13 protein-coding genes and 1 pseudogene are annotated in these 13,349 nt (G+C 71.8%); 4 read left to right on the top strand and 10 right to left on the bottom strand.

Features of this window, described 5'->3' with window-relative positions:
* The first annotated feature begins 1 nt into the window (after position 1).
* Together D452_RS0117400 and D452_RS0117395 are read left to right on the top strand one after the other, a co-directional pair.
* Positions 2-1,465, top strand: a complete 1,464-nt coding sequence (locus D452_RS0117400) for a GntP family transporter (protein WP_017545423.1) — start codon at positions 2-4, stop codon at positions 1,463-1,465.
* Positions 1,466-1,559: 94 nt separating this feature from the next.
* Positions 1,560-2,354, top strand: coding sequence for an SDR family NAD(P)-dependent oxidoreductase (locus D452_RS0117395; RefSeq protein ID WP_017545422.1), 795 nt, complete (start codon positions 1,560-1,562; stop codon positions 2,352-2,354).
* A 22-nt stretch (positions 2,355-2,376) separates the two neighbouring features.
* Here the strand turns inward: D452_RS0117395 and D452_RS0117390 are convergent, their stop codons facing one another.
* Positions 2,377-3,141, bottom strand: coding sequence for an enoyl-CoA hydratase/isomerase family protein (locus D452_RS0117390; protein ID WP_017545421.1), 765 nt, complete (start codon positions 3,139-3,141; stop codon positions 2,377-2,379).
* Positions 3,142-3,328: 187 nt separating this feature from the next.
* Between D452_RS0117390 and D452_RS0117385 the strand changes: the two genes are divergently transcribed.
* Positions 3,329-3,670 carry a UBP-type zinc finger domain-containing protein gene (locus D452_RS0117385; RefSeq protein WP_017545420.1) on the top strand — a complete coding sequence of 114 codons (342 nt, stop codon included), beginning with the start codon at positions 3,329-3,331 and terminating at the stop codon, positions 3,668-3,670.
* A gap of 58 nt (positions 3,671-3,728) precedes the next feature.
* On the opposite strand, the gene D452_RS28490 is transcribed toward D452_RS0117385, so the two are convergent.
* Positions 3,729-4,385 carry a PadR family transcriptional regulator gene (locus D452_RS28490; protein WP_083927547.1) on the bottom strand — a complete coding sequence of 219 codons (657 nt, stop codon included), beginning with the start codon at positions 4,383-4,385 and terminating at the stop codon, positions 3,729-3,731.
* Positions 4,386-4,661: 276 nt separating this feature from the next.
* Between D452_RS28490 and D452_RS0117375 the strand changes: the two genes are divergently transcribed.
* Positions 4,662-5,903, top strand: coding sequence for a cytochrome P450 (locus tag D452_RS0117375; RefSeq protein WP_017545418.1), 1,242 nt, complete (start codon positions 4,662-4,664; stop codon positions 5,901-5,903).
* Positions 5,904-5,964: 61 nt separating this feature from the next.
* Here the strand turns inward: D452_RS0117375 and D452_RS0117370 are convergent, their stop codons facing one another.
* The 8 genes and pseudogenes from D452_RS0117370 to D452_RS0117340 all read right to left on the bottom strand — a co-directional run bounded on the left by D452_RS0117370 (position 5,965) and on the right by D452_RS0117340 (position 13,151).
* Entirely contained in the window at positions 5,965-7,251 is a 1,287-nt protein-coding gene (locus D452_RS0117370; RefSeq protein WP_017545417.1) for a cytochrome P450, read from the bottom strand.
* Positions 7,248-7,862 carry a GTP-binding protein gene (locus tag D452_RS0117365; protein ID WP_017545416.1) on the bottom strand — a complete coding sequence of 205 codons (615 nt, stop codon included), beginning with the start codon at positions 7,860-7,862 and terminating at the stop codon, positions 7,248-7,250. The genes D452_RS0117370 and D452_RS0117365 overlap by 4 nt, the downstream gene beginning before the upstream one ends.
* A 37-nt stretch (positions 7,863-7,899) precedes the next feature.
* The gene (locus D452_RS0117360) at positions 7,900-8,301 is read right to left on the bottom strand and encodes a DUF742 domain-containing protein (protein ID WP_017545415.1); all 402 of its coding nucleotides are present in this window, start codon (positions 8,299-8,301) and stop codon (positions 7,900-7,902) included.
* Between the two features lie 4 nt (positions 8,302-8,305).
* Positions 8,306-8,704, bottom strand: a pseudogene (locus D452_RS29730) (roadblock/LC7 domain-containing protein); the annotation flags it as partial.
* A 95-nt stretch (positions 8,705-8,799) separates the two neighbouring features.
* Positions 8,800-10,788, bottom strand: coding sequence for an ATP-binding protein (locus D452_RS31735; protein ID WP_026129414.1), 1,989 nt, complete (start codon positions 10,786-10,788; stop codon positions 8,800-8,802).
* 337 nt (positions 10,789-11,125) lie between these two features.
* Entirely contained in the window at positions 11,126-11,503 is a 378-nt protein-coding gene (locus D452_RS0117350) for a hypothetical protein (protein WP_017545414.1), read from the bottom strand.
* Complete coding sequence (locus tag D452_RS0117345; RefSeq protein ID WP_017545413.1) at positions 11,500-12,570, bottom strand: serine hydrolase domain-containing protein; 1,071 nt, start codon at positions 12,568-12,570, stop codon at positions 11,500-11,502. Before D452_RS0117345 ends, D452_RS0117350 begins: the two co-directional genes overlap by 4 nt.
* Positions 12,571-12,599: 29 nt before the next feature.
* The gene (locus D452_RS0117340; RefSeq protein WP_017545412.1) at positions 12,600-13,151 is read right to left on the bottom strand and encodes an ArsR/SmtB family transcription factor; all 552 of its coding nucleotides are present in this window, start codon (positions 13,149-13,151) and stop codon (positions 12,600-12,602) included.
* Between the last annotated feature and the right edge of the window lie 198 nt (positions 13,152-13,349).

The following is a 13,349-nucleotide window of genomic DNA, read 5'->3' as shown; positions in this document are numbered from 1 at the left end:
CATGGGCGCCCTCACCCTTCTGGGCATCGCGGCGGGCGGCATCGCCCTGCTGCTGGTGCTGATCATCCGCTTCAAGGTCCACGCCTTCGTGGCCCTGCTCCTGGTGAGCATCCTCGTCGGCTTGGTCTCGGGCATGCCGCTGGTCACCGTTCCGGCCACCGGCGACGCACCCGAACAGCTCGGCATCATCGCCACGATCACCGCCGGCATGGGCGGGACCCTGGGGTCGGTGGCGCTGCTCGTCGCCCTGGGCGCCATGCTCGGCCGCATGATCGAGGTGTCCGGCGGCGCCGAGAGCCTGGCCGGGCGCTTCACCGGCTGGCTGGGACCCAAACGGGTCTCGGCGGCCCTCACCGGGGCCGCGCTGATCCTCGCCGTCCCCGTGTTCTTCGACGTCGGCTTCATCATCCTCGTGCCGATCATCTACGGGTTCGCGAAGGCCGCCGGGGTCGATCCGGTGAGGTTCGGCCTGCCGGTGGCCGGGATCATGCTTGCGGTCCATGTCTCCGTGCCGCCCCACCCGGGGATCGTCGGCGGGGCCGCGCTGCTTGAGGGCGACATCGGTTGGATCCTGATTCTGGGCCTGATCGTGTGCGCGCCGCTGGCCGTGATCGCGCACTACGTGTCCAAGCGGCTCACCCGCCGCGAGATCCCCATGCTGGCCGCGACCCGCGCGCAGTTCGAGGAGTTCGGCGGCGCGGGAGAGGGCGGTTCGGGGCCGGAGGGCTCCGGCGACACCGGGGGCGGCGCGTCCGGCGGTTCCACCGGCACGTCGGACCGGACCGAGACGCCGCCCAGCGTCTGGACCATCCTCGGGCTCATCCTCACGCCGCTGGCGTTCATCATGGTCGGCACGACCTCGGCGACGGTCCTACCCGAGGACCACCCGCTGCTGCCCGTGCTGTCGTTCGTGGGCGCCCCGGTCTTCGCGCTGCTCGTCGCGCTGGTGCTCGCCTACTTCCTGCTCGGGGTACGGCGCGGGTGGTCCACCTCCCACATCGGTGAGGTCATGGAGGCCGCGCTGCCTCCCGTGGCCATCGTCGTCCTGGTCACCGGGGCGGGCGGAGTGTTCGCCAGCGTGCTCACCGAGAGCGGTGTGGGCGAGGCGCTCGCCAACACACTCGCCGGGACCGGCCTGCCCATCCTGCTGCTGGGCTTCGTGCTCTCGCTGGCACTGCGCGCCTCGCAGGGGTCGGCGACGGTCGCGATCCTGACCACCTCCGGTCTGCTCGCCGACATGACGTTGGGCGGGGACCTCTCCTCGATCCAGGTGGCGCTCATCGCGCTGGCCATCGCCTTCGGCGCGCTCGGGCTGTCGCACGTCAACGACTCCGGTTTCTGGGTGGTGACCCGCTACCTGGGGTTGTCGGTCTCGGACGGCCTGCGGACGTGGACCGTCCTGACCACGGTGTTGGGCGTGTCGGGCTTCCTGTTCGTCAGTCTGCTGTGGCTGGTGCTCGGCTGACCCTTGCGCCCGGCGCCCGCGGTGGGGGCCGACCCTGACGACACACCCCGGACGGGGCGGACCTGGTCCGCCCCGTCCTTCTAGTGTGGGTCCCATGCGCATCGATCTGTCTGGGAGTACCGCACTGGTCACCGGGTCGACCCAGGGGATCGGGATGGCCGTCGCCGCCGCGCTCGCGGACGCTGGGGCCCGCGTCGCGATCAACGGTCGCCGCCCGGAGAGGGTGGCCGAGGCGATCGGCTCACTGAGGGACCGCGTCCCGGAGCGGGAGCTGGTCGCCGCCCCGGGCGACGTCACCACCGAGCGCGGCGCGGCGGCCGTGCTCTCCGCCGCCGCCGAGGTGGACGTCCTGGTCAACAGCCTGGGCCTGTTCGGAAGCGCCCCGGCGCTGGAGATCAGCGACGAGGAGTGGCGGCGCTACTTCGACACCAACGTGCTCTCCGCCGTACGGCTGATCCGCGCCACCCTGCCCGGCATGATCCGTCGCGGTTGGGGACGCGTGCTCAACATCGCCAGTGACTCGGCGCTGGCGATCCCCGCCGAGATGATCCACTACGGCGCCTCGAAGACCGCGCTGCTCGCCGTCACACGGGGCTTCGCCAAGGAGGCGGCCGGGTCCGGGGTGACCGTCAACTCGGTGGTCGCCGGACCCACCCACACCCGCGGGGTGGAGGACTTCGTGTACGAACTGGTCGACCGTGACCTGCCGTGGGACGAGGCCCAGCACGAGTTCATGATCCGGCACCGTCCGATGTCGCTGCTCCAACGCCTGATCGAGCCCGAGGAGATCGCCAACATGGTGGCCTACCTGAGCTCCCCGCTGGCCTCGGCGACGACCGGCGCCGCCGTCCGGGTGGACGGCGGCTACGTCGACTCCATAGTTCCCTGAGCCGGGCGGGGCCCGGCCCGGTTCACTCCCCTGTGAAGACCGGACGCGTGCGGTCGAGGGACGCGGTGATCCCGACCGCGTTGTCCCTGGTCTCGAGCAGCCTCGTCTGTTCGATGATCTCCCGTTCCAGGGCGGAGGGGAGTTCGCTGAGCAGGCCCGCGCGGAGGGTGGCCTTCATGGAGCGCACCGCGAGCGGGGCGGACTCGGCGATCCGTCGCGCCTGGCGCACGGCCTCCTCTCGCAGGTGCTCCTCGTCCACGAGGTGGTCGGCCAGGCCGATGGCGTGGGCCTCGGTACCGGTGATCCGGCGCGCCGTGTAGAGCATGTCGGCGGCCTTCTGCCGACCCACGATGCGGGGCAGGGAGACGCTCAGGCCGAACCCCTGGTGCAGGCCCAACAGGCCGAAGTTGGCATGGAACCGGGAGGAGGCCGCGGCCACGCGGAAGTCGGCCGCGCACGCCAGACCGAGCCCGCCGCCCACCGCCGCGCCCTGGACGGCGGCGATCACGGGGACCGGCAGTGAGTACAGGCGCAGCCCCTGGCCGTAGATGGCGCTGAGCGTGCGGACCGGGGAGTCGCCGACCCCGCCGGAGGCGAAGTCCACCCCGGCGCAGAAGTTCCTGCCCTCCGAGCAGAGCACGAGCGCCCGGCATCCCCCGGCGGCCAGCTCCTCCGCGGCGTCGGCCAGTGCGGTGAGGACGTCGAGGTCGAAGTGGTTGTTCGGTGGGCGGTGGATCTCCAGGACACCGACGTGACCGTCGACGCCTACGGACAGCTCCTCGCTCATGGAGTGCCTTCCAGGTAGTGCGGGCCCGGGCTTCGGGTCCGTTGTTCGGGGCGACCGGCGACGAGGGTATCGGGAGTGCGCGTCACCGGCAGCGGGAGGGCACGCTGACCGCTGTCCCCGTCTCCGGAGTGGGTCGTGCCGCGCGTTGTTCATCGTCCGGGACGGTTCCAGTGGTTAGCGTGACGTCATGAGCAACGAGATCGACCCGACCGCGCCGCCCAGCGGCACCGGCTGCCAGGAGTGTCTCGCCGGGGGTGGCTGGTGGGTGCACCTGCGCCGGTGCGCGGCCTGCGGACACGTGGGCTGCTGCGACAGCTCTCCGTCCCAGCACGGCACTCGTCACTTCGAGGCCACCGGCCACCCGATCATGCAGAGCTTCGAGCCGGGTGAGGACTGGTTCTACGACTTCCGCACCCAACAGGTCAGCGAGGGCCCGGAGCTGACGGCGCCGACCTCGCACCCCCTGGACCAGACGGTGCCCGGCCCGGCCGACCGGTTGCCGTCCGACTGGCAGAGGCACGTCAACTAGCCGGGCGCGACCACGGGCGACCGGGTGCGGTCCGACGGCGGCGAGGGGACCTCGGCGGTCATGACGAGGGGCCGACCCCGGCGCCCGGTGCCCGTGCGGACCGGCCGCCGTCGTCCCGGCCCCCGTCGTCCTCGACCCGCTCGTTGCGCACCCGGACCCTGTCGTCGCGGCGGCGTTCGAGGATGGCCAGGGTGGCGGCGCCCCAGCGCAGGTTCTCCTGTTCGTGTGAGCGTCCGCGCTGGAGGGTGAGGTAGGGGCCGACCCGGTCGGCCTCGCGCAGGAAGCGCTCCTCGTCGCGACCGTCGAGCATGCGGGCCGCGATGCGGTCGTAGCGTTCGAGCTTGGCGCGGCTGAGCTCCATGCGCTCCTCGACGGCGCCGATCACCGCGTCCATGTCGGTCTCGTCCACGGCCTGGAGCCGGACGAGCAGGTCGTCACGGATCGCGGTCGGCCGGGCGGGCCGCTGGCTGAAGGAGCGCAGCGCCTCGCGTCCGGCCTCGGTGACGGTGAACAGCCGCTTGTCGGGCCTGCGGTCCTGCCGCACGACCCGGGCACTGAGCAGGCCCTCCCCCTCCAGGCGTTCGAGTTCGCGGTAGAGCTGCTGCGGGGTGGCCGACCAGAAGTTCGCGACCCCCGCGTCGAACCGTTTGGCCAGGTCGTAGCCGGAGGCTTCCCCCTCCAGCAGCGCCGCCAGGACCGCCTCTCCCAATGCCATTGGGACAAATTAGCACCCTGACCCCAAAACCGACGTGGAGGCGGCGGCACGGCCGGGTCCCCACCAACACGGAATCTCGTACGGGCACGCCCCACGCCCGACACGGACAACCGAATCTCCGCTCTTCGGACGCGTTTCGGACATCAGAAAAGCGGACCTCTCTCTCCTTTCGCCTGGAAATCGTGTCTCGGCCAGGTCAGGGGGTGGATTCGTGCCGGAACCCCTACCTACTGTGAGGATTCCTCTGGCCTCCGCCACCGCTGGGAGCGTGACCACTTGTCCAACGCACACGGCATCCCCGACCTCCTCTCCCCCGCGTTCGCCGACGACCCCTACAGCGCCTACTCCCTGCTGCGTGATCACGAGCCCCTGCTGTGGCACGAACCCACCTCCAGCTACGTCCTCTCCCGATACGAGGACGTGCGGCGGGTCTTCCAGGACCGCGAGCGCGCCTTCTCCACGGACAACTACGGCTGGCAGCTGGAGCCGGTGCACGGCCGGACCATCCTCCAGCTGGACGGGCGCGAACACGCGACCCGTCGGGCCCTCGTCGCGCCCGCGTTCCGGGGCCGCGAACTCCAGGACCGCTTCCTGCCGGTGATCGAGCGCAACAGCCGCGCCCTCATCGACGCGTTCCGGGACGAGGGCCGGGTCGACCTCGTCTCCCAGTACGCGACCCGGTTCCCGATCAACGTCATCGTGGACATGCTCGGCCTGGACCAGGGCCACCACGACCGCTTCCACGACTGGTACTCGGCGATCATCGCCTTCCTCGGCAACCTCGCCCAGGACCCGCGGGTCACCGAGGACGGGCTCCGCACGAGGGACGAGTTCGCGGAGTACATGCTCCCGATCATCGCCGAACGCAGGGAACGGCCCGGAGACGACCTGCTCTCCCGCCTGTGCCAGGCCGAGGTCGACGGCACCCGGATGACCGACGAGGAGGTCAAGGCCTTTTGCAGCCTCCTCCTGGCGGCGGGCGGGGAGACCACGGACAAGGCGCTGGCCAGCCTGTTCGCCAACCTGATCACCCACCCGGAGCAGCTGGAGGCGGTCCGCGCGGACCGTTCCCTGATCCCGCGCGCCTTCGTGGAGTCGCTGCGCCTCACCCCGCCCGTGCAGATGATCATGCGCCAGGCCAGCCGTGACGTGGAGGTCGGCGGTGGAACGGTGCCCGCGGGAGCCACGGTCACCTGCCTGATCGGGGCGGCCAACCGCGACCCCGACCGGTACGCCGACCCGGACCGTTTCGACATCTCCCGCCCGGAGCTGTCCGGGGCCACGTCCTTCTCGGCCGCCGCCGACCACCTGGCCTTCGCGCTCGGCCGCCACTTCTGTGTGGGGGCGCTGCTGGCCGAGGCCGAGGTGCGGGTGGCGGTCAACGACCTGCTCGACGCCATGCCGAACGTGCGACTGGCAACAGGAGCCACTCTGGTCGAGCAGGGCCTGTTCACCAGGGGCCTGAGAGAACTGCCCCTGGAGTTCTCACCGGCTCCCGGCCCCCGGACCGTCCCCTGACTCCCGGCCCCGACCCGCGCACGACAGCCGCCGACCGTGTCCACCGGTGTCGACCGGCGGGCTACACCACCTGGCGCCGACACCGGCCGACGATCGGGCTGTACAGGGCGGGGAGTTCGTAGAGTCCGCGCATCCACACCGAGGGCCGCCACCGCAACTGGTCCGGTGACACTCCCATCCGCACGTCCGGCAGCCGGTCCAGGAGGGTCTCCACAGCGGCGCGGGCGATCACCTCCGCCACCTCGGGCGCGGGGAACGGGCAGCCGTGTTCCCCGTGCCCGAACGACATCTGCGCCCGGTTGCTGCCGAAGATTCCCAGGTCACCGGTATTGAGGCGGGGATCGGTGTTGGCCGCGGCCATCCCCAGCACCAGGAGGTCGCCGCGCCTGATCCGGCGCCCGCCCAGCTCACAGGCCTGCACCGCCCACCGCCCGATGAAGTTCTGCGTGGGGGTGTTCTTCCACAGCACCTCGTTGAGCGCCTCACCGGAACTGCTGCGGCCGCCCTGGAGCGTGAGTGAGAAGTGGTCGTCCAGCAGCATGAGCCGCAGCGTGTTCCCGATCCAGTTGCCAGTGGGGGCCTGGGCCGCCGACATGATCACCAACAGGTCGATGACCACCTCGTCGTCGGTGAGCCCGGCCGGGTGCAGGAGCAGCCGCGAGGGGATGTCGTCACGCGGGTGGGCCCTGCGTTCGCTGACGATGCGCCGCATGCGCTCCTGGACCCGGTGGTGGGCCTGCCCCGCGTCGGCGGTGACGTCGAGGGAGACGAGGATGTCGCGCACCAGGTCGGGGACCTCCTGCTGGGGCAGGCCGTACAGCCGGGCGATCACCCCCGCCGGGATGTGGTGGGCGTACTGGCTGACGAGGTCGGCCTCACCGTCCCCGGCGAAGTGGTCGATCAGGTCGTCCGAGACCTGCTCGCACAGGGTGCGCAGGTCGGCGCGGTCCGTGGCGTCCAGGGCGTCACCGATGGCCCCCGCGCGCCGCTGGTGCTCGGCACCCTCGGCGAACATAACCGAGGGGGTCCACATCACGTACGGCATCAGCGGCCAGGCGTCGTCGATGTGGTCCCACATGTTCCAGCGCCGGCAGTCCCGGGCGAACCACTCGGGCCGGTCGGAGACGTGGTGCAGCTCCCGGTAGCCGAGGACGAACCACGCGGGGATGTCACCGTCGAGGAGGATGGGGGCGACGGGGCCGTAGTGACGGCGCATCTCCTCGTAGAGGGGCACCGGGTCGCAGGCGATGTCGGGCCCGTAGAAGCGCATGGCGTGCTCGTGGTCGGGCGACAGGGGTGCGGGCCTCCTGGGGACGACGGTCCCCGGGGCTCCGACGTTGTTGTTCACGATGACCTCTCCGGTGCGGACTCGGGCGGGCGGTACCGGGACAGATGGCGGACGAGGGAGATCAGGACGTCGCGGCTGGACTCGCGGCTGCGGGCGTCGCACTCCAGCAGGGGGACGTCGTTGGACAGGTCCAGGGCGTTGCGCACGTCGTGCAGGCTCGGCCCCGGGGCGAACCGGTTGACCGCGACGACGAACGGGGTGTGGTGGTGTTCGAGCCGGTCGATGGCGTACCAGGAGTCCTCCACCCGGGCGGTGTCGACGAGGACGACCGCGCCGAGGCTGCCGGTGAAGATCTGCTCCCAGAGGAACCAGAAGCGCTTCTGGCCCGGGGCTCCGAAGAGGTACAGGACCCGGGTGGCGTCGATGGTGATCCGGCCGAAGTCGAAGGCGGCCGTCGTGGTGCGCTTGTCCCGGACCCCGCTGAGGTCGTCGACCCCGTCGCTGGCCTGGGTCATGACCTCCTCGGTGCTCAGGGGGCGCATCTCGCTCACCGATCCGACCAGGGTCGTCTTCCCCACGCCGAAGCCGCCGACGATGACGATCTTCAGCGCCTGGCTCGCGGTGCTGGCCAGCGGGGGGCGTCCCGGGGCCGGCGCGGTGGTCGCGTCCACCGGCGCCGGGGGTGTGGAGACCGTCGGTACGTGTGCGTCAGAGTCGTTGAAGGGCAATGAGCACCTGCTTCAGGGTCTCGGGATCGTGCCGGGGTCCTCCTCGCGCGGGGAAGGACCGAACGGGCACGGGGTGCCGGGCGGCCACCGCTCCCGTGTCGAGCAGGTCGGTGAGCAGCACCTTGACGACGCTCACCGGGGCCCTGAGTTCAGCGGAGAGCTCCACCACGGCGGTGGGCCGGGCGCACAGCCGGAGGATGCTGGCGTGTTCTGACTGCATGTCGGGGGCGGGGCCGGACTCCGCGACGACGAGGGTGACGGCGTCCATGGCGGGATCGTCGGCGTCGCCGCGCCCCGAGGTGACCGTGTAGAACCGGTCCGGTACCTCGGATCCGGAGGGGGCGCCCTGGGCGGCGGTACCGCGACGGGGGTCCGTGTTCATCGGGACGGGTCCACCTCGTGGNNNNGGCGGTGAGGTCCCCGCCGATCTGGTCGACGAGCTGGTTCATGTGGCGGGCGACCACCCCCACCTTCGCCTCGAATCCCGCGATGACGGCCAGGTGGGCGCCCTCGCCCGCGCCCATGATGAGCAGGAGCCCTCCGCCGTACTCCAGCATGGCCTGGCCCGACCCGGTGCCGTCGCCGAACTCGGCCGAGGCGCTCAGGGACAGGCTCTGGACGCCGGCGGAGATGGCGGCGAGCTGGTCGGCGCGGTCCACGTCCAGTTCCCGGGTGTGGCACATCTTGAGGCCGTCCCTGGACAGCACCAGGACGTGGCGGATGCCCGGTGTCCTGTGTCGCAGGTCCTCCAGCAGCCAGTCGAGACTGGCGTCCGTGGTCGTCATGGGGGTAGTGGGGCGGTCGTCCGGCCGCGGCGCCGGGTGCCCCTCCCTCCGTTCCTCTTCGTCGGGTGTGTCGTGGTGCGGGGCGGAGGCGGTGTTCACCGACCGTCCTCCCAGAGGGTGCCCGGTCCGTTCACCTGGTCGTCGTCCTCGTCGTCGTCGCGAAAGGCGGCGAGCCGGCTGGGGAGTTCCCTGCGCGTGTCGGGGTCGAAGTCACGGCGCATGGAGGGAAAGAGCTGTTCCGGGTTCTCCCGCACCGCCTGGGCCAGGGTGAGGCCCCGGAACCGCTGCGGCAGGTCGAAGACCGGCTCGGGCCCGGCGTCCCCGTCGGATCGGGTCGCGGGCCCGGTGCCCCGCGCGGACCCGGTGACGGGCTCGTCGGCGACGTCTGCGAGGGGATCGGCCTTGGCCGCGGCTCGGCGGCCGCCGTCCCGCCTGGCCAACGGCGGGCGGGAGGGAGTGGGTTCGGCCCGGGTCCACGGCCTGGAGGAGGCGGAGGGCGCACCGGCCACCGGGATTCCGGACGAGGGAGTGCCGGTGGCCGGGGTGTCCCCGGCCAGGACGTCGACGCCCGGGTCACTCGGGGCGGGGTCCCCAGCGGTGAACGCGGGCGGTGCCGGGGGCTGGGGCTCCTGGTCGAGTGCGGACGCGTCGACGGCGGGGGCGCCGGGGCCGGGAGTCCGGGTCGCGGCGGCCCGCTCCGCCAGCTCTGCCTCCCTCGCGAGCTCCTCGTCCCTCTCCTTCTGGAGTCGGGGAGGCAGCGGCATCTCGTACGCGGTGATGAGGTTGGGCGGGATGAGCACGACCACCCCGGTGCCGCCCCGCGCCGAGGGCCGGAAGCTCACCTGGAGGTCGTACTTGTCCGCCAGGGCTCCCACCACGGCCAGCCCCATGCGCAGGCCCGGGAGCGTGGCCAGGGTGCGGGGCTCCTCGATGTAGTTCTCCGCCGCCCGGCGCTCCCGCTGGCGCAGGCCCCGGCCGCTGTCCTCGACGGTGACGGTGACCCCGCTGTCCTCCTCCTGGGCGTAGACGTTGACGTCGGTGCCGTTCGCGGAGAAGTTGGCCGCGTTGTCCATGAGTTCGGCGAGCACCTGGATGACCCCCTCCGCCGCGTAGCCGACCACCGCCGAACGGTGCGTGTAGTGCAGGCGGACCCGGCGGTAGGCGGTGATGCGGCCCTGGGCGCCGCGCAGGATGCTCTCCATGCCGATGGGGCGGTTCCAGCGTCGCCCGGAGCGGCCTCGGGCGAGGGTGACGAACGCGTCCGCGAGGCGGCCGGTGCGGGAGACGTTGTGGTCGACCAGCAGGAGGTCGTTGAAGACGTCCGAGCGGTCGCCGTAGCGGAACTCCAGGTCGCGGAGCTGGGCGAGCAGGGTGGTGAGGTGCGCCTGGACGCGCCCGCCGATGTTGGCTGCCGAGATCAGCGCGGTGGCGCTGCGGCGTTCGGCGGTCACCAGTTCCTCGATCACGCGGGTGCGCAGGTGGGCCACGGCCGGGTGGACCTCCCGGAGCTCCTGGGCGAGGACCTCCTCGGCGATGGTGCGGTCCTGGCGGACGCGGTGCACGATGAACGGCAGGGTGGTGTCGGCCAGGTCGGTGACCTCGTTCTCGATCTCCGTGCGCGCCGTACGGGCCTCGGTGGCCCGGCGCTCGGCGTCGGCGAGCTGGGTCGTGAGGGCGTGCGCGAGCCGGTCGACCGTGGGGTGGGTGGGCCGGGGGTGGTCGGCGAGCACGCGCTGGAGGGGCCGCCCCTCACGGGCGGCGTGGGAGAGGGCTGGCAGGAGGGCGTCGACGACCCGCCCCGTCTCCTCCTCCAGGGTGCGCGCCCCCGCGCTGACCCTGGTGCCGTGGGCTCGGGTGATGCGCGCGACGGCCGCGTGGTGGGCGGCGGTGGCCACGGCGGCGCACAGCAGCAGTGCGACCACGCCGCCGAGGAGGGCGATGACCGGTCGGGCCGGTTCGGGGGTCTCGATCACCGCCCACGACCATGCCGGAGCGGCCACGGCGGAGGCAACCAGGAGGGCGACGAGTGCCTGTTGGCCGGGGCGCGGGTGCGGGCGTTTCCGGTCGGACAGGTGTACTGCCATGTAGGGGTTCCTCGCGGCTTTCCGTGCGGATGGCGGATTCGTTGCCGTTGCACCCGCCCGTGTCACGTGCGGTCTGGATTACACCCCGAAAGACCCGAAGCGTGGGCTCGGGGGCGGATGGATTTCACGTTAGACCACCCCCCTGGGAGTGCGGGGAGTTTTCCACAAGCGGGCCCCCTGGCAGGGAGAAGACCGGCGGCGCGCCCGCCGGACAATGTCACTTTGATGGACATTTCGGCATTGCCGGTGTTTTCCGAAAAGGGGGCTTTCACGGCTTTTATCGATTCCTCGTCTCGGAAACCGAGGAGGGCGACCGCCGAAGAAGGGTTCTGGCCCCTCAGAGGGTCAGGAAGAGGACCAGGGCGACGGTCAGGCCCACGACGAGCAGGGCCCCGATCCAGCGCCCGCGGCCTCCGCCGCCCTCCGACCTCCAGGGCAGGACCCGCCAGCGGACGGCTCCCGCGCCCAGGGCCGTCGCGGTCAGGACGGCGTTGACCCACCACAGGGCCGCCGGAACGTACAGCCATCCCACGGCGAGCAGGGTGTACGCCGTGGCCAGGACCACGAACGCGGACCTCCGGACCACGGTCCAGCGGTCAGGGAAGGCGTGGTCGCCCTCCCGGCTTCGCGCGGACCGCACCATCTCCCAGGTCAGGGTGGTGGCGCAGACCGTCAGCACCGCCCACACGGTGAGGTTGACCAGGGTGTCGTTCACGCCTTCTCCAGCAGCAGGTCGAGGGCGACGGAGTCCACGGCGACGGCGCTGTCCGCCAGCACGAGGACCGCGCGCCCGCCCTCGCGGTCCAGGGCGACCATGGCCGCGAATCCACCGGTCATGCCGTTGTGCCAGGTCACCTCGGTGCCGTCGTGGTCGGTGACGAACCAGCCCAGGCCGATCCCGCTCCCCCGCCCGTCGTCCCAGCGCGGCTCCAGGGCCTCCACGCCGGGTACCTCCCCCTCCAGCAGGGCGCGGACGAGGAGTCCCATGTCGCCGCCGGTGGAGTACACCCCGCCCATGGGCGCCCAGGCGGCGTTGGCCGAGGGAGAGAAGGGGCGACCGTTGGTGCCGTACCCCACGGCCGCCTCAGCGGGTACGTCGTCGGGAGCGGCTGGGACGACCGTGCTCTCCATCCCGAGCGGGACGAGCACGCGCTGGCGGAGGAGCGTCTCGTAGTCGGTTCCGGCGGACGCCGCCAGGGCCTGGCCCAGCAGGGCGGCGCCGAGGTTGGAGTAGGCGAACTCACCCCGGTCCGTGAGGTCGGCCCCGGCGGCACTGTCGAGCAGGGTGTCGAGGTCGCCGGTGTAGGGGTCGCGGTTGCGCAGGTTGTCCAGGAGCATGGTGACCGAGTTCGCCGCGCCCGGCGGGTTCCTGGGGAGCCCGGACCGGTGGGAGGAGAGCTCGGCGAGCGTGACCGTCGAGGCGGGGGCGCCCTTCAGGTCGAGCAGGGCACCGAGTTCGGTGTCCTCCTCCACCTCGCCGCGCTCGATCGCCTCGGCCAGCAGGAGCCCGGTCAGGGACTTGGAGACGGAACCGATCTCGTAGAGGGTCGTCTCGTCCGCGCCGAAGTAGGCCTCCCGGACGCTGTCGCCGTCGACCTCCACGACGGCCGCCGTCGCGCGGGGGCCGTCCTCCAGTAGGGGGAGGGCGCGTTCGGCCAGACCGGTGTCGCCGGTGACCTCCGCCGACAGGTCCGGGGGCGCGGGCCGCACGACGAACCCGGCGGCCAGGACGGCGACGGCCACGACCACCGCCGTCACCCCGGTCCGCGTGTCTCTCCGCATGCGTGCCCCCTCGTTCCTCGTTTCGTTGCTCAGCCCCGTGCGGCGGTGAGGATCACCAACAGCGGGACCAGTCGCTCCGGCGGGATGACGTAACGGCCGCGTTTGCGGGTGACCAGCCAGCCCGCCGCGACCAGCAGGTTGACGTGGTGGTAGATCTGGCCGCTGGTGCCGAACTCCGCGCGTTCCTTCAGCTCGGCGACGGTGGAGACTCCGGAGTGGACCGCGTGCAGGATGCTGAGCCGGACCGGGTGGCCGAGGGCGTCCAGGTTCCCGGCCAGCACGGACCAGTCGAGGTTCTCGATGTCCTCGACGGATCTGCCGTACTGCCACTGGACCGGCTCCGGTGCGCCCTCGACCGGGACGACGCCCGCGAAGACGACCGAGCCGTCGTCGGGGGCGCGCTCCTTGAGGGCCTCCAGGACGAAGAAGTGTCCGGCGTAGGTGTTCTCGGCGGGCCCGGCCTTCGCGGGGTCCGGCCGCTCCAGCTCGGCGACCCGGGCCTCCAGGTCGGCGAGGCGTTGCTCCGTGCTGGCGTGGGGGGCGGGTTCCGCGGTTGGTTCTGCCACGCGCCCACGGTACATGATTCTACGTTGTTACGTAAAAACGAAACTTTCCCGGATGTGTCGGAGTCCCGGCGAGGCCCCCGCCCGGCTTTGCCCGATCCGGGGGAACAGGTTCCGTGCCACTTACGCACCGTCGTCGATGATGAGGGGGCGGAGTCGGTATCCGCCTGCTCGTGACACCAGAGAGGTCGCCCCCGTCAGTACTCCTGGGCGACC

The organism is Nocardiopsis prasina DSM 43845 (assembly GCF_000341265.1).
GTDB lineage: Bacteria > Actinomycetota > Actinomycetes > Streptosporangiales > Streptosporangiaceae > Nocardiopsis > Nocardiopsis prasina.
Note: the sequence above shows the minus strand (reverse complement) of the source record. Positions and strands in the feature narration are given on the sequence as shown.